The organism is Idiomarina piscisalsi (genome assembly GCF_002211765.1).
Lineage (GTDB): Bacteria > Pseudomonadota > Gammaproteobacteria > Enterobacterales > Alteromonadaceae > Idiomarina > Idiomarina piscisalsi_A.
On sequence record NZ_CP022133.1, the window covers coordinates 353089 to 373252 of the forward strand.

Consider the following 20164-nt stretch of genomic DNA (forward strand, 5'->3'; position numbering starts at 1 on the left):
TTCTGTTCTAAGTTACTTTTTAAGCCATAAAAAAAAGGCGCCAAAAGGCGCCCAAAAATCGTATTAGTTCATGCCGTATTTTTTCAGCTTTTTGCGTAAGGTGCCGCGATTAATGCCAAGCATGGTTGCGGCGCGGGTTTGATTACCCCGGGTGTAAGTCATGACCTCTTCAAGTAACGGTGCTTCTACTTCTGACAGCACCAGTTCGTACAGCTCTTCTGGATCCTGACCGTCAAGCTGGCGCAGGAAGCTGTGCAGTGCTTGCTTTACGGAATCACGCAGTGGCTTAGGCTGAGCGTTGTTTCCGATAGTGGTCAGGGGAGATACATTCTCACGATTAGGGTTTTGATCAAACATAATACGCTTATCTCTTCTCTACAGTGACAAAATAATCTTCGAGTGCCTGGAGTTGCTCGCTGGCATCTTCCAGACGGTTAAATACCTGCCGGAACTCATCGTTACTGGCTTGCTCTTTCAAGTACCAGCCGACATGCTTTCTGGCTATACGTACACCCTGAAAGCTGCCGTAAAAGCTGTGCAGCTGTTCAACGTGGTTAATTGTTGTTTCCGCAACTTCTGCTATTGGCGGCGGTGCTAATTCCTCACCAGTTTCCAGATAATGGCTTATTTCCCGGAATAACCATGGGTTTCCTTGTGCGCCCCGGCCAATCATGATGGCGTCAGCACCGGTATAAGCTAAAACGTCTTTCGCTTGCTGTGGCGTGCGAATATCGCCATTAGCAATAACGGGAATTGAGATTGCTTTTTTCACTGCCCGTATGGTGTCGTATTCCGCTTCGCCCTTATACATACATGCCCGAGTCCGGCCATGCAGAGCAAGTGACTGGATACCACAGCGCTCAGCTATTCTTGCTATTTCAATTCCATTTTTATGTTCGCGATCCCAACCTGTGCGGGTTTTTAACGTGACCGGAACATCAACCGCTGAAACCACAGCCGTCAGTATTTCTTCCACAAGCTCTGGGTATTGCATCAGCGCAGAGCCTGCCATTTTTTTATTCACTTTCTTTGCCGGGCAACCCATATTAATGTCAATAATTTGAGCGCCCATATCGACATTCACCTTAGCCGCCTCTGCCATTAGCGAAGGCTCCGAGCCTGCAATCTGCACGGCGCGAATACCTAACTCACCAGAGTGATCCATGCGTTGCCTGGACTTACCGGTTTTCCACACTTTCGGGTTACTGGACAGCATTTCAGACACTGTCAAACCTGCCCCTTTGCTGTAACACAGCTGACGAAAGGGCTGATCAGTAACTCCGGCCATGGGAGCTAGAATGACCTGATTGTCGAGTTGATATGGACCAATCCGCATCGGTTAAAAACTACTCAGCGAAAGGGGAGAGAATTTTATGGAATTTGCGCAATAAAGAAAAGGCTATTTATTACGCAATTTGAGTCTTTTTTTAACTTTTTACTATTGACAAAGCGAACGCTTGTTAACCAACTCGAGTACCGCTCAGCATTGCCCAGTCACCGTCTATGACGGGCGTGTCGAAATTAATGTCAGGCTGGTAGGCTTGCATAACATCATCGACTTGGCGTTCCAGAATACCTGACAGCACAAGCTGACCACCGGGCTTTACAAACGCCAGTATGGTGTCCGATAACTCTCTGAGTGGACCGGCAAGCACATTAGCGAGGACTAAATCGACCTGTGTTTGTGGTTGCTCACTTGGTAAGTAGACATCAAACTTGTCGCTGACACCGTTACGTTCGGCATTATCTTTGGTCGCAATGAGCGCTTGTTGATCGATATCGATACCGATGGCGTGCTTAGCGTCAAATAGCAACGCTGCGATGCCTAAAATACCGGAGCCACAGCCAAAGTCTAAGGTGGTCTTATCTTTTGGTGGGTTCGCATCAAGCCATCTCAGGCACATCGCCGTCGTTGGATGCGTACCGGTGCCAAACGCCATGCCTGGATCAAGCAAGATATTGACAGCCGATGGGTCAGGAATATCACGCCAACTTGGGCAAATCCAAAGCCGCTCACCAAATTGAATAGGGTGGAAGTTATCCATCCATTCGCGTTCCCAGTCTTTGTCTTCAAGTGCATCAGTTTTGTATTGAAGAGGCGTCGGCAGAATAGCTGACTTTTCCAGGTTAGTGACAACCGATTTAATATCAGCTTCAGCGTCGAACAACCCTGTGACAAGGGTATTTTGCCATAGCGTCACTTCGCCCGGTCTGGGCTCAAAAATAGGTGTGTCGGCGCCGTCGCGGTAGGTGACCGCTTGAGCGCCGTTACCCATGAGCATGTCGCCGACACGCGGCGCATGCTCTTCACTGCTTGAAAGTGTGAGTTGTATCCAGGCCATTCTATTAATGACCACCCATACCCAGCTTTTTCTCTAAGTAATGGATGTTTGTACCACCATGCTGGAAGTTCTCATCCGCCATGATGCTTTTTTGCAGCGGCACGTTGGTTTTTATGTTCTCAATAATGAGCTCACTTAACGCGTTGCGCATACGGGCAATGGCGATATCTCGGTTTTCCCCGTAAGTAATCAGCTTTCCAATCATTGAGTCATAATTGGGTGGTACTTTATAGTCCGCATAAACGTGAGAGTCCCAACGCACACCAAAACCACCCGGTGGATGGAAACGGGTAATTTGACCGGGCGACGGTACAAAGGTATCTGGGTCTTCAGCGTTAATACGACACTCAACAGCATGCCCACGAATAACGACATCTTCCTGGCTGATAGAGAGTTGGCGACCAGCAGCGATGCGAAGCTGCTCTTTAATGAGGTCGATACCGGTAACCATTTCGGTGACTGGGTGCTCTACCTGAATACGGGTGTTCATTTCTATGAAGTAGAACTCGCCGTTTTCATATAAGAATTCAAAGGTACCGGCACCGCGATAGCCAATTTCAATACAGGCTTTGGCGCAGCGCTCGCCGATGAACTTACGCATTTCCGGTGTGATACCCGGGGCCGGCGCTTCTTCCACTACTTTTTGGTGGCGACGCTGCATGGAGCAGTCACGTTCACCTAAATGGATAGCATTACCCTGGCCGTCGGCTAGAACCTGAACCTCGACGTGGCGAGGATTCTCCAGGAACTTTTCCATATAGACAACGGGGTTCCCGAAAGCAGCGCGAGCTTCGTTTTGCGTCATACTAATAGCGCTTAGCAGTTCGCTTTCCTGACGCACTACGCGCATACCGCGACCACCGCCGCCGCCGGCTGCTTTGATAATAATTGGGTAACCGATGCGTTTAGCGAGCTTAATATTGCGCTCATTGTCGTCGTCTAATGGACCGTCTGATCCCGGGACGCAAGGAACACCCGCTTTTTTCATCGCTTTGATTGCTGACACTTTGTCGCCCATCAGGCGAATAACGTCTGCTGTTGGGCCGACGAAAACAAAGCCAGATTGTTCAACCTGCTCAGCGAAGTCTGCGTTCTCCGCTAAGAAGCCGTAGCCTGGGTGGATAGCTGCAGAGTCGGTAATTTCCGCTGCACTAATAATTCTGGGAATGTTCAAATAGCTTTCATTCGCCGGTGCTTTACCAATACAGATAGCTTCATCAGCTAGCAGTACGTGTTTTAAATTTCTGTCGACCGTCGAGTGAACCGCAACCGTTTTAATGCCAAGCTCTTTACAAGCTCGCAAAATTCTCAGTGCAATTTCGCCGCGGTTGGCTATGACCACTTTATCTAACATGACAAATTCCTGCGGTTACTTTATTCGATAACAAATAGTGGCTGATCAAACTCAACTGGTTCTTCGTTTTCGACCAGAATTTGCTTCACAACACCGGACTTGTCCGCTTCAATTTGGTTCATCATTTTCATTGCTTCAACAATGCACAGCGTATCGCCAGCGTTGACTCGCGAACCGACAGTGACGAATGGTTTTGCATCTGGCGAAGGCGCTTCATAGAAGGTACCTACCATTGGCGAGCGAACGATATGACCGGATATTTCCTCACTGGGTGCTTCAGCACTGTCTGCAGCCGCCGGAGCTGGCTGAGCTTGAGGTGCCGCCTGAGGTGCTGGTTGTGGAGCATATTGAACAGGTGCCGGCGCGGCTTGAGCGCTGTATCGGTTAATACGAACCGACTCTTCGCCTTCAGTAATTTCTAACTCAGCTACACCTGACTCTTCAACCAGTTCAATCAATTTCTTAATTTTACGAATGTCCATGCTAACGCTTACCTTTCAATGTCGTTGTTATTTAAATGCTGTAAAGCGGCGTGTAACGCGTACTCATAACCCGAGGGGCCTAAGCCGCAAATTACGCCGGTTGCGGCGTCCGCTAAATAGGAGTGATGCCGAAATGATTCACGGCGGTAAATATTGGAAATATGTACTTCAATAAATGGAATGGCAGTGGCTAACAACGCATCTCTTAACGCTACACTGGTATGAGCATAAGCTGCTGGGTTGATGATGATGTAATCGACACCCGATTCCGCCGCTTGTTGTATCCAGTCAATGAGTTGATGTTCAGCGTTTGATTGCTTAAAGGTTAATTCTGCACCCTTAGCTTTGGCGATGCTGTTTAGATCTTGCTGAATGTCAGAGAGCGTTTTGTGACCATAAATAGACGGCTCCCGCGAGCCCAGCAGGTTAAGGTTTGGCCCATTTAGCACTAATATATGAGAAGGTTTCGCCATTATGCCGCCATCTGCTCCGAAATCACTGAAAACTAACTTATTGTAGACAGCGACTTCAAGTGTGAGTTCTTATTTTCCGTATTATAGGCAAAAATGACAGGAATGCAGCACTTTACTGGTCTTATCAGAGCATTTAGGCGCAAAATTACTCATTTAGCATCTTCTCAAGATGTGTTTTGAATTCTTTGGCGTCTTTAAAGCCCGTTACGCGGTATGCATTTTGTTCTTCGCCGCTTGGTGAAAAGAACAAAATGGTTGGTAGACCAAGCACGTTGTAGTAATTCAATATATCGATATCTTGCTGATTGTTGGCTGTAACGTCAGCTTGTATTAACTGCATGTTCTCAAAGTGTTTTTGCACGCTCGCGTCAGAGAAGGTGTATTGTTCAAACTCTTTACAGGCAACGCACCAGTCTGCGTATAAGTCCAACATGACCCATGTGTCACTCTCAGCGACTTCGCGTTGAATGTCTTCTAGAGTCGTAACCTGCTTGAATAAGCCATGGCTTTGCTGCTCCAACTGCGCCTTATTCACTTGCCAGTAAACGCCAACGGTTGCCAGGCTCGACAAGATAACTAATGAGACAACGGTCGATTTAACTGAGGTCATTCGACTAATGGCGGCAATTAACGCACCGGCGGCAATCACAAAGTAGAATATCCAGAGCCACATACTTATATGGGTTGGCAATAAGCGTTCGACTAAAAACAGTGTGACAGCAAGCAGTAACCAGCCAAACAACTGTTTCACAACGGTCATCCAGGCGCCGGCTTTAGGCAGCAGCTTACCGCCGCTGAGACCGAACAGAATAAGAGGCACCCCCATGCCCAGGCTTAACGCATAGAGTATTGCCGCGCCGTTAATGATATCGCCTGATTGTGCAATAAAAAGTAAAGCACCGGAAAGAGGAGCCGTTGTGCACGGAGACGCCACTAACCCGGAGATGGCTCCAATAATGAATACACCTAACGGGCTACCCCCTTTTTGTTGGCCGCTAAATTGCTGCAGTCGAGACTGCCAACTAACGGGAAGCTGTAAGGTAAACGCGCCAAACATACTGAACGCAAACGCAGTAAACAATACCGCCAAAACAATGAGAACGGCTGGATGTTGGAAGTAAGCCTGATATTGCATACCGGCCAGTGCAACGACCAGACCAAGTAACGAATAGGTAATAGCCATACCTTGCACATAGATAAAGGAGAGCCATAACGTATTGCGCCAGGTACGCCGGCGGTTACCTAAAACAACGCCGGACAGAATGGGGTACATAGGGAAGACACAGGGCGTAAAGGCTAAACCAATACCGAATACGAAAAATAGCAAGAGTGTCACGACAAGCGACTGCTCACCAATACCAAACAGGGCGCTTTCAGAAGTCGTTTTTTGTACGTTACTGGCGTTACTGTCGGTATTAGCGTCGAGCGTTATGGTTTTTTTAGTCGGCGGATAACACAGACCGGCATCAGCACAGCCTTGGTATTGAATAGTGACTTTTTCGCCAGAGTAGTCTTCGCTTAGCTCAAAGGTAAGTTCTACATACTCCCGGTAAATAAAGGATTCCCCAAAGAACTCGTCGTGGTGGGATTCGGCTTTCGGAAAGCGTAATGTTTCAGCTAGAGCATTCTCTGGTACCACGGAAAAACGGTGCTGATACAAATAATAGTCTGGCGCAATTAACCAACTGACCGTTACGGTTTTGCCATCAACGTCGCTGCTAAAGTCAAAGGCTTGATCAACGGGCAGAAACTCTTGACTGTTACTGGCGAAAGGACTTTGCGCTGCGTGAGCAGGCAGAGCGGCTATTAAGAATAAGGCTATAACAACGTTGAACAGCGACTTTCTCATTTTACGGTATCCTGAACCCACTGCAGATAATCAGGTAAGCCATCGGTAACATCGACACTGATAAGCTCTGGCGAATCGTACGGGTGTGCTTTTAGTATGGCGTCTTTGAGCGGCTCAGACATCTCGTCAGTGGTTTTTATCAGTAGCAACCACTCTTGATCGTGTTGAATCTCGTTATCCCAATGATACACAGAGGTAATGCCCGGGATGATATTAACGCAGGCGGCCAATTGCTGTTCCACGACTGAAGCGGCCAGCTCATTAGCAGATGACTGACTGTCGGTTGTGCAATAGAAGAGTTTGACCATGGAAACACCTGTATCATTGCGTTATTCAATTGAGCAGCAAAATTACCATAAAAAATTTTTATCTGCCCCCTTGATAAGACAAAAATTTCCCCCATTTATTGAGCACAACGTTTTTAACACGCCCCAAAGGGGTATTTACCACTAACAACATAGGTTGAGGAGTTATCACCAATGAAACTTCGTCCTTTACACGATCGAGTCATTATTAAACGCATCGAAGTCGAAGCAAAATCGGCAGGCGGCATTGTTCTGACTGGTTCTGCGGCAGAAAAATCTACACGCGGTGAAGTCGTCGCTGTAGGTAATGGCCGTATTTTGGATAACGGTGAAGTGCGTGCGCTGGACGTAAAAGCCGGCGACAAGGTTCTGTTCAGCGAAGGTTACGGTGTCAAAACCGAGAAAATCGACGGTGAAGAGTACCTGATCATGAGCGAAAGCGACATTTTGGCTATCGAAGAATAAGCCAAACCCTAACGCATAAATCGTTAAACCGTATTTAAAGAGGAAAGCAAACATGGCAGCTAAAGAAGTTAAGTTTGGTAACACAGCGCGTCAAAAAATGCTGAAAGGCGTCAACGTACTGGCTGACGCAGTAAAAGTAACCTTAGGCCCTAAAGGTCGTAACGTGGTTCTAGATAAGTCATTTGGTGCGCCGAATATCACTAAAGATGGTGTGTCCGTTGCAAAAGAAATCGAGCTGGAAGACAAGTTCGAAAACATGGGCGCACAAATGGTTAAAGAAGTTGCGTCTAAAGCAAACGACGAAGCTGGTGACGGTACAACTACTGCGACCGTATTAGCGCAAGCTATCGTAAACGAAGGCTTGAAAGCTGTTGCGGCGGGTATGAATCCAATGGATTTAAAACGCGGTATCGACAAAGCGGTTATCGCTGCAGTTGAAGAGTTGAAGAAAATTTCTCAACCATGTGCCGACAGCAAAGCGATTGCGCAGGTTGGTACTATTTCGGCAAACGCTGACGAAACTATCGGTCAAATCATCGCCGAAGCAATGGACAAAGTGGGTCAGGAAGGCGTTATCACTGTTGAAGAAGGTCAGGCATTGACTGACGAACTTGATGTGGTCGAAGGTATGCAATTCGACCGTGGTTACCTGTCTCCTTACTTCATTAACAATCAGGAAAGCGGTTCAGTTGAACTGGATAACCCGTTCATCCTGTTGGTAGATAAGAAAATCTCTAATATCCGCGAATTACTGCCGGTATTAGAAGGGGTTTCTAAAGCAGGTAAACCATTGCTGATCATCGCTGAAGATGTTGAAGGCGAAGCGTTGGCGACATTGGTTGTAAACAACATGCGTGGCATTGTTAAAGTGGCTGCCGTTAAAGCCCCTGGCTTTGGTGACCGTCGTAAAGCAATGCTGCAAGACATCGCAGTATTGACAGGTGGTACTGTTGTTTCTGAAGAAATCGGCATGGAGTTGGAGAAAACTCAGCTGGAAGATTTAGGCACAGCGAAACGTGTGGTTATCACTAAAGATAACACCACTGTTGTTGATGGTAATGGCGATGACGCTGCTATTGAAGGTCGCGTAACACAAATTAAACAACAGATGGAAGAAACCACTTCTGACTATGATCGCGAAAAACTGCAAGAACGTCTGGCGAAGTTAGCCGGTGGTGTTGCAGTCATTAAAGTAGGCGCTGCGACCGAAGTTGAAATGAAAGAGAAGAAAGCACGCGTGGAAGATGCCCTGCACGCAACTCGTGCTGCGGTTGAAGAAGGTGTTGTCCCAGGTGGTGGTGTTGCACTGGTTCGTGCAGCGAGCAAACTGGGAGAATTACGTGGTGACAATGAAGAGCAAAACGTCGGTATTCGTTTAGCACTGCGTGCAATGGAAGCACCACTGCGTCAAATCGCGACCAACGCAGGTGCAGAAGCGTCTGTTGTTGCTAACAACGTACGTGATGGAGAAGGCAACTACGGTTACAACGCAGGTAACGATACCTATGGCGATATGCTGGAAATGGGTATTTTGGATCCGACCAAAGTAACTCGTTCAGCGCTGCAGTTTGCTTCTTCAGTTGGTGCGCTGATGATTACTACTGAAGCTATGATTGCTGACATCCCGCAAGACGATAACGCTGGCGGAATGGGCGGCGACATGGGTGGCATGGGCGGAATGGGCGGCATGATGTGATGCGCGCTTAAACGTCTAAACAGGGAGCCTCAGCCGGCTCCCTTTTTTTATGGAATTTTTTTGCTTTTCGGCACTCTAACGACATATAAGCAAAACGTATGACGGAGGAATAAGCATGCGTATCCGTAGTTTGGTCGTTTTAATGGCACTTTCATTCAGTGCTCTTTCCTTTGCGGGAGAGGCTGAAGTTAAATGGGAAGGTGTTGATAAATACACCGATTTTGAGCCGGCTAATGGTCATGAAGAGCGTTATCAGGAAAAAGTGAAAGGGCAGCTCGCTGAGCATATTCAGACTCTTGCAAAAGAGTTACCAGAGGGACAAAAGCTCACTTTAACGGTAACCGATGTCGACTTAACGGGCCGTTTAGAGCCAACGTTTGGACGTTCAACCTCGAACTATGTGCGGATTGTTCGTGAAATAGACTTTCCGCGTATTCACTTTAATTATCAGCTAACTGACAGCAGCGGGCAGGTGATAAAGGAAGGCCAGGAGAAGTTAAAGAACATGGGCTTTAACTATGACAGCCTGGCTTCAGTAAAACGTCGCAACGATTTGTATTTTGAAGAAGAAATGCTGACTCGATGGTTTAATGAAACCTTACGCGAAAAGAGCTAACCCGCTTGGCGAATAGCCTTCAGCCTCGCTAGAGTTTCTGTCATGAGCTGCAGTTGCTGAACCAGTAGCTGCAGCAACTCTTCATTACTCTGGTCTTTTTTCCAGGCTTCAAAGTTTTCGGTAACTTCATTTAAATAAGGCTGAAACTTATTGCCTTTACTATTAAAAATCGTTTGCTCGGAAAACACGCCCTGAAACTTAGCCTTACCTTGCTGGCGCATGTCATCTAGATACTGATCGGCATCGACGACTTGTCTGTAGAGAATTTGCAGGTGCTCTTGAATTTTCTGTTCAACACTGTCAAAGCTGTCGCTCATGAATCATCCTTCATTATGTTGTTAAGCCATCGGGCATTATGGCTGTTTTACTGGGTTTATTGGCTTGTTCCCGAACAAGCTTAGGAACTAAAAAGCCAGGTAACTTTTGTGTCATGCCTAGCCAAAGTTGCTGAGCTTCATTGTCATTCACTTCAAAATGACTAGCACCCTCAACTTTGTCGAGCTGGTGCAGATAGTAGGGTAACACGTTTGCGCTGAACAGCGTTTCGCTCAAATGACAAAGTGCGTCTGTACTATCATTAACCCCTCTTAGCAAAACGCTTTGGTTCAGCAGATGTATGCCGGCGTTATGCCACTTTTTTAAATTGGCGGCCAACTCGCCAGAAATCTCATTTGCGTGATTTGCGTGTATGACTAACACGACTTGCAAGCGGCTTTGGGTAAAAGCAGTTAATAATTCATTCGTTAGTCTGGACGGAATAACGACCGGCAATCGACTGTGAATACGCAGTCTGGTTAGCTGCGGCAGAGCTTCCAGCTCATGCACGAGCTTTTGCAACCGCCCATCCTTAGCCATTAGTGGGTCGCCGCCGCTGAGAATAACCTCGTTAACGTCCGGATTTTGTTTGATGTAGTCTAAGGTCTCATCGATTTGACGTTGGCTAATGGTTAATTCGTCATACGGGAAATGACGGCGAAAACAATAGCGACAGTTAACGGCACACCCACCTTGTAAAATGAGTAAAACACGCCCGTGGTATTTGTGCAGTAACCCATTAGCAGGTGAGGCCTGCTCGTTTAGCGGATCTTTGCTAAACCCAGGTTCGACGGTAAATTCCTCTGCGAGAGGAAGCACTTGGCGAAGCAACGGGTCATGAGGGTCGCCGACTTTCATTTGTCGCGCGAACGGGCGTGGTACCCGCATAGAAAACAATTGTCGAGCTTTTATGTCGTTGGCGTAAGTACTGGCGTTAAGCTGCAAGGCGGAAAGCAAGTCTTCGGGACGAGTATATGACTTTTTTAATTCGTATAGCCAGTCGGCTCTCGGACTGATCGATACTGCATGTTCGTCCATGTGACCTCCCTACGCTCAATAAAGTGCGTATTTTACCTGAAAATAAACTCATTTTGTTTTATTATTGCGCGCAAATAATGATGGCTTAAGCAAGGAAAATGTCGTTATGGCAAATTACAGCACAAGTGAATTCAAAGGCGGTTTAAAAATCATGCAAGACGGCGAGCCGTGCTCGATCGTCGAAAATGAAATGGTTAAGCCTGGTAAAGGCCAAGCGTTTAACCGTGTAAAAATCCGTAAGTTAATTAGCGGAAAAGTGGTCGAGAAAACTTTTAAATCGGGCGAGTCGGTTGAAGGTGCTGATGTTATCGAACTTGAATTGTCTTATTTATACAATGATGGCGAGTTCTGGCATTTCATGAACAATGAAACGTTTGAACAGGTGCCTGCTGACGCTAAGGCTGTTGGCGATGCGGAAAAGTGGTTGGTTGAACAGGATGTTTGTACATTGATTTTGTGGGAAGGTAAACCAATTAGTGTGCAGCCGCCGAACTTTGTTGAACTGGAAATTACCGAAACAGACCCGGGCTTAAAAGGTGATACCGCAGGAACCGGTGGTAAGCCAGCAACGTTGAGTACAGGTGCGGTTGTTCGAGTACCGTTGTTCGTGCAAATTGGTGAAGTGATAAAAGTGGATACGCGCTCTGGCGAATACGTTTCACGCGTTCAGAAGTAAGCTTGAGTAATGAGCTGGCGCCCTGACGCAAGTTGGAGCATGCTGCAACAGCGGGCTGACCTGTTGAAGTCGGTGCGCCAGTTTTTCGAAAAGCGGGGTGTCACTGAAGTCGATACTCATTTGCTCTCCCAGTATGGTGTTACCGACGTTCATCTAAAAAATCTGTCTACCGAGTTTAGCCAGTCTCTTCCATCCGGTTCACCAACACTGCATTTGCAAACTTCCCCTGAGTTTGCAATGAAACGAATTATTGCCGCTTACCAACAAGATATTTATCAGCTCAGCCATGTTGTTCGTGATGACGAAGTTGGGCGCTTCCACAATCCTGAATTTACGTTGCTTGAGTGGTATCGAGTGGGTTATGACGACACGGCGCTTATTGACGAAGTATCTGAACTGCTATCAGAAACCTGTGGTGCTCTCCCCTTAGTTAAACGAACATATCAGCAGTGTTTTTTAGATGTTCTGAAGTTGGATCCATTGACTCAGGAAGGTGTCGAAAGCATAAGACAACATCTTGTGAGTTTACCTGCCTTAGCTGACTGGATGAAACGCGAAACGGATGCGTCCACGATACTTCAAGTGGCTTTTTCTGAGTGTATTGAACCGACTTTCTCTGAGAACACACCACAATGTGTTACCCACTTTCCCGTCGAGCAAGCTGCGCTGGCGCGAATCGATGAATCGGACCCAAGAGTGGCAAAGCGATTTGAGATTTACTATCAAGGTGTCGAGCTGGCGAATGGTTATCACGAATTGACCGATGCAGCCGAACAGAAGCGGCGCTTTCAGAGGGATAACCAGCAGCGCGCTTTGAAATCTCAATTGCAAATGCCGGCTGATGAACGACTTATTGACGCTCTAAAATTCGGACTACCCGACTGTGCCGGTGTCGCGCTGGGTTTTGATAGGCTACTGATGATAAAATCCGGTGCCAAGCACATTAGTGAAGTCCTTCCTTTTACAACGAATAACGCTTAAAAGAACGAAGAGTAACTCTGTCTTAAATCAAAATTTAGATGATCTGTCTTGGATAATGAATTCGTATGTTATAATATAACACGTGAGTTAGATGATTCATTTGAGAAAGACAGAGCAAGGCAGAACCGTTTTATGCAGGCCAACACGCCCGAAAACTTGGACAAAGCAGGAATTTGGATCACCACATTATGTGCTATCCATTGTTTACTGCTGCCTCTTATTCTGCCATTACTCGCAATGGCGGGCTTAGCCTTTATCGGTGAGGATGCCTTAGAAAATTCAATCCTTGGACTGAGCGTCTTTATCGGACTTTGGTCATTGGTGAGTGGAGCACGCAAGCACGGTAACTGGAATTTATTGCCGCTGTTACTCCTGGGGGCTGCTATTTACTCACAGCGAGACGTGCTTGGACACTGGGGTGAACCGGTTATTATTCTATTTGGCGCAGGTTTGATCATATACGCTCATGTTTCAAACTTACGCCTTATCAAAAAGTTGGCCTTTGCGTCTTCTCAGCAACCGCTGTAGAGCTAGTTTGTTTTAACTTCTAGTATCACCCCAGTTTCTACGTGATCAGTGTATGGAAACTGATCAAACATAGCAGCGGCAGTAACGTCATGAGTTTTCGTTAAATAGTCTAGATTCTCTATTAACGTTTCCGGGTTACAGGATATGTAAATAATCCGCGAATATGCCGATACCATTTTCAATGTTTCTGAATCTAAACCTGCTCTTGGTGGGTCAACTAGAACAGTCCTGCAATCGAAACTTTTGATATCGGCTTCTTCAGCTCGACGAGATGTTCGCTCTCCGCTTAACGCTTCTGTAAACTCTTCCGCTGACATACGAACAACAGTGACGTTCGTGATGTCATTGAGTTCGGCACTTTTTCGAGCCGAAGCCACTGAGCTTTTGCTGATCTCCGTGGCTAAAATACGTTGAAAATTCTCGGCTAAAGGCAGTGTGAAGTTACCGTTACCACAATACAGCTCCAGTAAGTCGTGATCGTTTTGTCCAATATGTTGTTTAACCCAGCCAATCATAGCTTCGTTAATTTTCGCATTAGGCTGAGTAAAACTATTTTCGGTTTGAATGGACTTATAGACTTTACCGTCCACAACGACGTGCTCAATAACGCTGTCATCAAACAGCACTCGTTTTTGCTTACGCGCACGTCCGATAATATTAATATCCGCCAAGTCTTTAAACTCTTCACGTAAAGCTGTGGCCTCCTTTTCCCATTCGTCATCTAGGGGGCGGTGATACAGCAAAGAGATAACTGCTTGGTTCGTTGTGGTTGTAAGAAAGTCGACTTGAAAAAGCTTATTCCTAAGTATTGGATTGGGTCTTAGCTTTTCTATTAGCTGTTTCATGAGGCGATTAATTAACTCGCTACCCGGCAAAAATTCATCCATACGGATTTTTTCCCGCGTTTCTGGGTTGAACATGATGTAGTACAGGTCATCGCCCTCATGCCAAACACGAAACTCGGCACGCATACGGTAGTGTTCCCGGGGGACTCGAAAGTATCTAATTGCTGTACTCCAAATTTAGACAACTTATTTATTAAACGTTCTTCTTTGTGTCGGAACTGCTCTGGGTAGTTTGCTGTATCAATCTTTTTGTAGGTCATAGTATCCGCTGTTGCGTAGGTTTCGTTTACTCCCCCCTATTTTACGCACCGAAACTATTAACTACCAAATTTTGCTCAGATTTAACGCATAAAATGTTAACTCCTGACAACATTTGAACGAATACTGAACGGTCGAGATAGAAACAGTTAAAAAGGCATAAAAAGCGCTTGACGGTGAGAGTTAAACCTCTAAAATGCGCTCCACGTTCGAGGCAGGCAACGAAGCCGCCGAAAACCTAAGTTTTCTAAAAAATCTTTTTTCAAAAAAGTATTGACGGAAAACACACGGTGTGTAGAATACGCACCTCTCGCAGCCAAGGCTGCTGAGAAACGCTCTTTAACAATTATATCAAGCCAAGCAAACTGTGTGGGCACTTGCAGAAGTTACGCAAAACAGAAATATGTATTGCAACTTTTGAATGAGTGTTCAGCTACATTAAGTAGCAAAACGCGTAATTCATTGAGTTGATTGAACTACTTTTAATTGAAGAGTTTGATCATGGCTCAGATTGAACGCTGGCGGCAGGCCTAACACATGCAAGTCGAGCGGTAACAGAGAGAAGCTTGCTTCTCTGCTGACGAGCGGCGGACGGGTGAGTAATACTTGGGAATTTGCCTTTAGGCGGGGGACAACCACTGGAAACGGTGGCTAATACCGCATAATGTCTACGGACCAAAGTGGGGGACCTTCGGGCCTCACACCTAAAGATGAGCCCAAGCGGGATTAGCTAGTTGGTGAGGTAAAGGCTCACCAAGGCGACGATCCCTAGCTGTTCTGAGAGGATGATCAGCCACACTGGGACTGAGACACGGCCCAGACTCCTACGGGAGGCAGCAGTGGGGAATATTGCACAATGGGCGCAAGCCTGATGCAGCCATGCCGCGTGTGTGAAGAAGGCCTTCGGGTTGTAAAGCACTTTCAGTGGTGAGGAAAGGGTAATCGTTAATAGCGATTACAGTTGACGTTAGCCACAGAAGAAGCACCGGCTAACTCCGTGCCAGCAGCCGCGGTAATACGGAGGGTGCAAGCGTTAATCGGAATTACTGGGCGTAAAGCGTACGTAGGCGGTGTGTTAAGCTAGATGTGAAAGCCCCGGGCTCAACCTGGGAATTGCATTTAGAACTGGCACGCTAGAGTCCTGAAGAGGGTGGTAGAATTTCCAGTGTAGCGGTGAAATGCGTAGATATTGGAAGGAATACCGGTGGCGAAGGCGGCCACCTGGTCAGAGACTGACGCTGAGGTACGAAAGCGTGGGGAGCAAACAGGATTAGATACCCTGGTAGTCCACGCCGTAAACGATGTCAACTAGTTGTTCGTGTCATTAAGACGTGAGTAACGCAGCTAACGCACTAAGTTGACCGCCTGGGGAGTACGGCCGCAAGGTTAAAACTCAAATGAATTGACGGGGGCCCGCACAAGCGGTGGAGCATGTGGTTTAATTCGATGCAACGCGAAGAACCTTACCATCCCTTGACATCCAGTGAATTTTCCAGAGATGGATTAGTGCCTTCGGGAACACTGAGACAGGTGCTGCATGGCTGTCGTCAGCTCGTGTTGTGAGATGTTGGGTTAAGTCCCGCAACGAGCGCAACCCTTATCCTTAGTTGCCAGCGGTTCGGCCGGGAACTCTGGGGAGACTGCCGGTGATAAACCGGAGGAAGGTGGGGACGACGTCAAGTCATCATGGCCCTTACGGGATGGGCTACACACGTGCTACAATGGCGCGTACAAAGGGCAGCGAACCTGCGAGGGTAAGCGAATCTCATAAAGCGCGTCGTAGTCCGGATTGGAGTCTGCAACTCGACTCCATGAAGTCGGAATCGCTAGTAATCGTGGATCAGAATGCCACGGTGAATACGTTCCCGGGCCTTGTACACACCGCCCGTCACACCATGGGAGTGGGCTGCACCAGAAGTGGTTAGTTTAACCTTCGGGAGAACGATCACCACGGTGTGGTTCATGACTGGGGTGAAGTCGTAACAAGGTAGCCGTAGGGGAACCTGCGGCTGGATCACCTCCTTACATTATTGCGAACGGACGTGAGTGCTCACACAGTTTGCAGGCTTGATATTAAAAGAGAAGAAACTGGGTCTGTAGCTCAGCTGGTTAGAGCGCACCCCTGATAAGGGTGAGGTCGGCAGTTCAAGTCTGCCCAGACCCACCATTTTGTCATTCTGGACGGCGTTATTCGGGTACTCGCATAGCAGGCTATGCTTCGCACCCTCTTGCCTTGCCAGAATGCCAAAAGTATTTCAAGTATCAGGTTTTTCCTTGCTTGAAATTCCCTTATCGGGGGTGGTCGAAAGCCCACAACGGGGCCATAGCTCAGCTGGGAGAGCGCCTGCCTTGCACGCAGGAGGTCAGCGGTTCGATCCCGCTTGGCTCCACCACTTCTTCTCTTGTAACCGTTAGCGTTAAGTGTTCTTGGTTAAGAATGTTTACCGGTAACTTTGTGTTACACGCTCTTTAACAACATGGAAAGCTGATTGTAAATAAAGTAAGAAATGCCACTCTACTTGAACAAACCGTAAGGTAGAGGCGTATCGAACTTGTGTACAGCGAGAACAAACAATCTTGGTCATGTATTCCAGACACCTTCGGGTTGTATGGTTAAGTGACTAAGCGTACACGGTGGATGCCTAGGCAGTTGGAGGCGATGAAGGACGTACTAACTTGCGATAAGCCATGACGAGGCAGTAAGAGCCACTTGAGTCATGGATTTCCGAATGGGGCAACCCACTGAGCTTGCTCAGTATCCGGCACTGAATAAAATAGGTGCCAGGAGGCGAACCCGGAGAACTGAAACATCTAAGTACCCGGAGGAAAAGAAATCAACCGAGATTTCCCTAGTAGCGGCGAGCGAACGGGAAGCAGCCCTTAAGCTTTACATGTGCTAACAGAATCTGTTGGGAAGCAGAGCCATAGACGGTGATAGCCCGGTATGTGAAGGTGCATGAAAAGTGAAAACGAGTAGGTCGGGACACGTGTTATCTTGACTGAATATGGGGGGACCATCCTCCAAGGCTAAATACTCCCAACTGACCGATAGTGAACCAGTACCGTGAGGGAAAGGCGAAAAGAACCCCGGCGAGGGGAGTGAAACAGAACCTGAAACCGTGTACGTACAAGCAGTAGGAGCGGACTTGTTCCGTGACTGCGTACCTTTTGTATAATGGGTCAGCGACTTATATTTTGTAGCAAGGTTAACCGTATAGGGTAGCCGTAGGGAAACCGAGTCTTAACTGGGCGTTGAGTTGCAGGGTATAGACCCGAAACCGGGCGATCTAACCATGAGCAGGTTGAAGATTGAGTAACATCAATTGGAGGACCGAACCCACTAATGTTGAAAAATTAGGGGATGACTTGTGGCTAGGAGTGAAAGGCTAATCAAGCCCGGAGATAGCTGGTTCTCCCCGAAATCTATTTAGGTAGAGCCTCGGACGAATACCATTGGGGGTAGAGCACTGTTTGGGCTAGGGGGTCATCCCGACTTACCAACCCCATGCAAACTCCGAATACCAATGAGTACTATCCGGGAGACACACGGCGGGTGCTAACGTCCGTCGTGGAGAGGGAAACAACCCAGACCGCCAGCTAAGGTCCCAAAGTTATGGCTCAGTGGGAAACGATGTGGGAAGGCACAGACAGCTAGGAGGTTGGCTTAGAAGCAGCCACCCTTTAAAGAAAGCGTAATAGCTCACTAGTCGAGTCGGCCTGCGCGGAAGATGTAACGGGGCTAAGCCATACACCGAAGCTGCGGCAGTAGTTTACTACTGGGTAGGGGAGCGTTCTGTAAGCGGATGAAGGTGAATCGAGAGGTTTGCTGGACGTATCAGAAGTGCGAATGCTGACATGAGTAACGATAATGCGGGTGAAAAACCCGCACGCCGGAAGACCAAGGTTTCCTATCCCATGCTAATCAGGGTAGGGTAAGTCGGCCCCTAAGGCGAGGCGGAAACGCGTAGTCGATGGGAAACAGGTTAATATTCCTGTACCGATGTTCATTGCGATGGGGGGACGGAGAAGGCTAGGCAAGCGCGGCGTTGGTTGTCCGCGTGAAAGTGCGTAGGCTGGTGACTTAGGCAAATCCGGGTCGCTAAGGCTGAGACACGAGACGAGCACCTACGGGTGTGAAGTTGCTGGTGCCCTGCTTCCGGGAAAAGCCTCTAAGCTTCAGATGAACATCGACCGTACCCGAAACCGACACAGGTGGTCAGGTAGAGAATACTAAGGCGCTTGAGAGAACTCGGGTGAAGGAACTAGGCAAAATAGTACCGTAACTTCGGGAGAAGGTACGCCGCTGGTGGTGATTGACTTCGCGTCATAAGCTGCTGGCGGTCGCAGTGACCAGGTGGCTGGGACTGTTTATTAAAAACACAGCACTCTGCTAACTCGAAAGAGGACGTATAGGGTGTGACACCTGCCCGGTGCCGGAAGGTTAATTGATGGGGTTAGCTTAGGCGAAGCTCTTGATCGAAGCCCCGGTAAACGGCGGCCGTAACTATAACGGTCCTAAGGTAGCGAAATTCCTTGTCGGGTAAGTTCCGACCTGCACGAATGGTGTAACCATGGCCACGCTGTCTCCACCCGAGACTCAGTGAAATTGAAATCGCAGTGAAGATGCTGTGTACCCGCGGCTAGACGGAAAGACCCCGTGAACCTTTACTACAGCTTGGCACTGAACATTGAACCTACATGTGTAGGATAGGTGGGAGGCTTAGAAGCACTGGCGCTAGTTGGTGTGGAGCCATCCTTGAAATACCACCCTTGTATGTTTGATGTTCTAACATAGGCCCCTTATCGGGGTTGTGGACAGTGCCTGGTGGGTAGTTTGACTGGGGCGGTCTCCTCCCAAAGAGTAACGGAGGAGCACGAAGGTTGGCTAAGTACGGTCGGACATCGTACGGTTAGTGCAATGGCAGAAGCCAGCTTAACTGCGAGACAGACACGTCGAGCAGATACGAAAGTAGGTCATAGTGATCCGGTGGTTCTGAATGGAAGGGCCATCGCTCAACGGATAAAAGGTACTCCGGGGATAACAGGCTGATACCGCCCAAGAGTTCATATCGACGGCGGTGTTTGGCACCTCGATGTCGGCTCATCACATCCTGGGGCTGAAGTCGGTCCCAAGGGTATGGCTGTTCGCCATTTAAAGTGGTACGCGAGCTGGGTTTAGAACGTCGTGAGACAGTTCGGTCCCTATCTGCCGTGGGCGTTTGAGAGTTGAGAGGAGCTGCTCCTAGTACGAGAGGACCGGAGTGGACGAACCTCTGGTGTTCGGGTTGTCACGCCAGTGGCACTGCCCGGTAGCTATGTTCGGAATCGATAACCGCTGAAAGCATCTAAGCGGGAAGCGAGCCTCGAGATAAGCTCTCACTAGCACTTAGAGTGCTCTGAAGGGTCGTTGAAGACTACGACGTTGATAGGCGGGGTGTGGAAGCGTAGTAATGCGTTGAGCTAACCCGTACTAATTGCCCGTGAGACTTAACCATACAACACCGAAGTTGTTTGAGACGTTACGCACAAGCGAGCGACTCTGCTAAGCGGCAAGAGAGTGGCAAATTAGTTAGAATCAGTTTTTTATGTTGTGACAGTTTATGTCTGGCGGCCATAGCGGTGTGGCACCACCTGAATCCATCCCGAACTCAGAAGTGAAACACACCAGCGCCGATGGTAGTGTGGGGTCTCCCCATGTGAGAGTAGGTCACCGCCAGACTTCAAATAAATAACCCCGGTGCAGATGCATCGGGGTTTTTTATTTCTGGTGGTGGCCTACTGAGAGTAGGGTGAAGCGGGTCCCCGGTAAAGCCAACAATTTGGCTTTACCCCGCTGAACAGGTTGAGCTCTGCGAAACCTTGTCCAGACTTCAAATCGAAGAAGCCCTCAGCTGACGCCGGGGGCTTTTTTTATGCCTGCTATCCGCTTTCTCGCTGCTGA

17 protein-coding genes, 2 tRNA genes and 3 rRNA genes are annotated in these 20164 nt (G+C 48.0%); 11 read left to right on the forward strand and 11 right to left on the reverse strand.

Annotation, left to right across the window (positions count from 1 at the left end):
- Positions 1-63 precede the first annotated feature (63 nt).
- From fis to cutA, 8 genes are all read right to left on the reverse strand, one after another.
- On the reverse strand, positions 64-357 hold the full coding sequence (gene fis, locus CEW91_RS01660) for a DNA-binding transcriptional regulator Fis (RefSeq protein WP_053954316.1): 294 nt from the start codon (positions 355-357) through the stop codon (positions 64-66).
- 7 nt (positions 358-364) lie between these two features.
- The gene (gene dusB / locus CEW91_RS01665) at positions 365-1336 is read right to left on the reverse strand and encodes a tRNA dihydrouridine synthase DusB (protein ID WP_088767394.1); all 972 of its coding nucleotides are present in this window, start codon (positions 1334-1336) and stop codon (positions 365-367) included.
- 124 nt (positions 1337-1460) lie between these two features.
- Positions 1461-2342: a 50S ribosomal protein L11 methyltransferase gene (prmA, locus tag CEW91_RS01670; protein WP_088769329.1), complete on the reverse strand. Its 882-nt coding sequence runs from the start codon at positions 2340-2342 to the stop codon at positions 1461-1463.
- A gap of 4 nt (positions 2343-2346) precedes the next feature.
- Positions 2347-3696 (reverse strand): acetyl-CoA carboxylase biotin carboxylase subunit, encoded by a 1350-nt coding sequence (accC, locus tag CEW91_RS01675; RefSeq protein WP_088767395.1) that lies wholly within the window; start codon positions 3694-3696, stop codon positions 2347-2349.
- A gap of 20 nt (positions 3697-3716) precedes the next feature.
- A complete protein-coding gene (gene accB, locus CEW91_RS01680) occupies positions 3717-4178 on the reverse strand; it encodes an acetyl-CoA carboxylase biotin carboxyl carrier protein (protein ID WP_088767396.1) in 462 nt (153 codons plus the stop codon).
- An 8-nt stretch (positions 4179-4186) separates the two neighbouring features.
- Positions 4187-4651 (reverse strand): type II 3-dehydroquinate dehydratase, encoded by a 465-nt coding sequence (gene aroQ, locus CEW91_RS01685; RefSeq protein ID WP_088767397.1) that lies wholly within the window; start codon positions 4649-4651, stop codon positions 4187-4189.
- 145 nt (positions 4652-4796) lie between these two features.
- A complete protein-coding gene (locus CEW91_RS01690; protein ID WP_088767398.1) occupies positions 4797-6500 on the reverse strand; it encodes a protein-disulfide reductase DsbD in 1704 nt (567 codons plus the stop codon).
- Positions 6497-6808, reverse strand: a complete 312-nt coding sequence (gene cutA / locus CEW91_RS01695; protein WP_088767399.1) for a divalent-cation tolerance protein CutA — start codon at positions 6806-6808, stop codon at positions 6497-6499. Before cutA ends, CEW91_RS01690 begins: the two co-directional genes overlap by 4 nt.
- Before the next feature lie 171 nt (positions 6809-6979).
- Here cutA and CEW91_RS01700 point away from each other — a divergent pair, with 171 nt between their 5' ends.
- From CEW91_RS01700 to CEW91_RS01710, 3 genes are all read left to right on the forward strand, one after another.
- The gene (locus CEW91_RS01700; RefSeq protein WP_088767400.1) at positions 6980-7270 is read left to right on the forward strand and encodes a co-chaperone GroES; all 291 of its coding nucleotides are present in this window, start codon (positions 6980-6982) and stop codon (positions 7268-7270) included.
- Between the two features lie 52 nt (positions 7271-7322).
- Positions 7323-8966, forward strand: coding sequence for a chaperonin GroEL (gene groL, locus CEW91_RS01705; protein WP_088767401.1), 1644 nt, complete (start codon positions 7323-7325; stop codon positions 8964-8966).
- Positions 8967-9081: 115 nt separating this feature from the next.
- Positions 9082-9582, forward strand: a complete 501-nt coding sequence (locus CEW91_RS01710; protein ID WP_088767402.1) for a DUF3016 domain-containing protein — start codon at positions 9082-9084, stop codon at positions 9580-9582.
- Here the strand turns inward: CEW91_RS01710 and CEW91_RS01715 are convergent.
- Positions 9579-9899 carry a hypothetical protein gene (locus CEW91_RS01715; RefSeq protein ID WP_088767403.1) on the reverse strand — a complete coding sequence of 107 codons (321 nt, stop codon included), beginning with the start codon at positions 9897-9899 and terminating at the stop codon, positions 9579-9581. The genes CEW91_RS01710 and CEW91_RS01715 overlap by 4 nt on opposite strands.
- A gap of 13 nt (positions 9900-9912) precedes the next feature.
- Positions 9913-10935, reverse strand: coding sequence for an EF-P beta-lysylation protein EpmB (epmB, locus tag CEW91_RS01720; RefSeq protein WP_088767404.1), 1023 nt, complete (start codon positions 10933-10935; stop codon positions 9913-9915).
- A 106-nt stretch (positions 10936-11041) separates the two neighbouring features.
- Here epmB and efp point away from each other — a divergent pair, with 106 nt between their 5' ends.
- The 3 genes from efp (at position 11042) to CEW91_RS01735 (ending at position 13120) form a co-directional block, all read left to right on the forward strand.
- A complete protein-coding gene (efp, locus tag CEW91_RS01725) occupies positions 11042-11611 on the forward strand; it encodes an elongation factor P (protein WP_053954303.1) in 570 nt (189 codons plus the stop codon).
- A 9-nt stretch (positions 11612-11620) separates the two neighbouring features.
- Positions 11621-12592, forward strand: coding sequence for an EF-P lysine aminoacylase EpmA (gene epmA, locus CEW91_RS01730; RefSeq protein ID WP_088767405.1), 972 nt, complete (start codon positions 11621-11623; stop codon positions 12590-12592).
- Between the two features lie 132 nt (positions 12593-12724).
- The gene (locus tag CEW91_RS01735) at positions 12725-13120 is read left to right on the forward strand and encodes a MerC domain-containing protein (protein ID WP_088767406.1); all 396 of its coding nucleotides are present in this window, start codon (positions 12725-12727) and stop codon (positions 13118-13120) included.
- A gap of 2 nt (positions 13121-13122) precedes the next feature.
- Here the strand turns inward: CEW91_RS01735 and trmA are convergent, their stop codons facing one another.
- Complete coding sequence (gene trmA / locus CEW91_RS01740; protein WP_088767407.1) at positions 13123-14091, reverse strand: tRNA (uridine(54)-C5)-methyltransferase TrmA; 969 nt, start codon at positions 14089-14091, stop codon at positions 13123-13125.
- Between the two features lie 615 nt (positions 14092-14706).
- Between trmA and CEW91_RS01745 the strand changes: the two genes are divergently transcribed.
- The 5 genes from CEW91_RS01745 to rrf all read left to right on the forward strand — a co-directional run bounded on the left by CEW91_RS01745 (position 14707) and on the right by rrf (position 19942).
- Positions 14707-16248: ribosomal RNA gene (locus CEW91_RS01745) — 16S ribosomal RNA — on the forward strand.
- A gap of 65 nt (positions 16249-16313) precedes the next feature.
- Positions 16314-16390, forward strand: a tRNA-Ile gene (locus CEW91_RS01750).
- A 150-nt stretch (positions 16391-16540) separates the two neighbouring features.
- Positions 16541-16616 (forward strand) — tRNA-Ala (locus tag CEW91_RS01755).
- Between the two features lie 218 nt (positions 16617-16834).
- Positions 16835-19718, forward strand: a 23S ribosomal RNA gene (locus CEW91_RS01760).
- A gap of 108 nt (positions 19719-19826) precedes the next feature.
- Positions 19827-19942 (forward strand): 5S ribosomal RNA (gene rrf, locus CEW91_RS01765).
- The 16S, 23S and 5S rRNA genes sit together here with 2 tRNA genes alongside, the layout of an rRNA operon.
- The last annotated feature ends 222 nt before the right edge of the window (positions 19943-20164 follow it).

Coding starts and splice junctions, on each gene's coding strand:
- fis (WP_053954316.1), bottom strand. CDS start 357: ATGTTTGATCAAAACCCTAATCGTGAGAATGTATCTCCCCTGACCACT.
- dusB (WP_088767394.1), bottom strand. CDS start 1,336: ATGCGGATTGGTCCATATCAACTCGACAATCAGGTCATTCTAGCTCCC.
- prmA (WP_088769329.1), bottom strand. CDS start 2,342: ATGGCCTGGATACAACTCACACTTTCAAGCAGTGAAGAGCATGCGCCG.
- accC (WP_088767395.1), bottom strand. CDS start 3,696: ATGTTAGATAAAGTGGTCATAGCCAACCGCGGCGAAATTGCACTGAGA.
- accB (WP_088767396.1), bottom strand. CDS start 4,178: ATGGACATTCGTAAAATTAAGAAATTGATTGAACTGGTTGAAGAGTCA.
- aroQ (WP_088767397.1), bottom strand. CDS start 4,651: ATGGCGAAACCTTCTCATATATTAGTGCTAAATGGGCCAAACCTTAAC.
- CEW91_RS01690 (WP_088767398.1), bottom strand. CDS start 6,500: ATGAGAAAGTCGCTGTTCAACGTTGTTATAGCCTTATTCTTAATAGCC.
- cutA (WP_088767399.1), bottom strand. CDS start 6,808: ATGGTCAAACTCTTCTATTGCACAACCGACAGTCAGTCATCTGCTAAT.
- CEW91_RS01700 (WP_088767400.1), top strand. CDS start 6,980: ATGAAACTTCGTCCTTTACACGATCGAGTCATTATTAAACGCATCGAA.
- groL (WP_088767401.1), top strand. CDS start 7,323: ATGGCAGCTAAAGAAGTTAAGTTTGGTAACACAGCGCGTCAAAAAATG.
- CEW91_RS01710 (WP_088767402.1), top strand. CDS start 9,082: ATGCGTATCCGTAGTTTGGTCGTTTTAATGGCACTTTCATTCAGTGCT.
- CEW91_RS01715 (WP_088767403.1), bottom strand. CDS start 9,899: ATGAGCGACAGCTTTGACAGTGTTGAACAGAAAATTCAAGAGCACCTG.
- epmB (WP_088767404.1), bottom strand. CDS start 10,935: ATGGACGAACATGCAGTATCGATCAGTCCGAGAGCCGACTGGCTATAC.
- efp (WP_053954303.1), top strand. CDS start 11,042: ATGGCAAATTACAGCACAAGTGAATTCAAAGGCGGTTTAAAAATCATG.
- epmA (WP_088767405.1), top strand. CDS start 11,621: ATGAGCTGGCGCCCTGACGCAAGTTGGAGCATGCTGCAACAGCGGGCT.
- CEW91_RS01735 (WP_088767406.1), top strand. CDS start 12,725: ATGCAGGCCAACACGCCCGAAAACTTGGACAAAGCAGGAATTTGGATC.
- trmA (WP_088767407.1), bottom strand. CDS start 14,091: ATGCGTGCCGAGTTTCGTGTTTGGCATGAGGGCGATGACCTGTACTAC.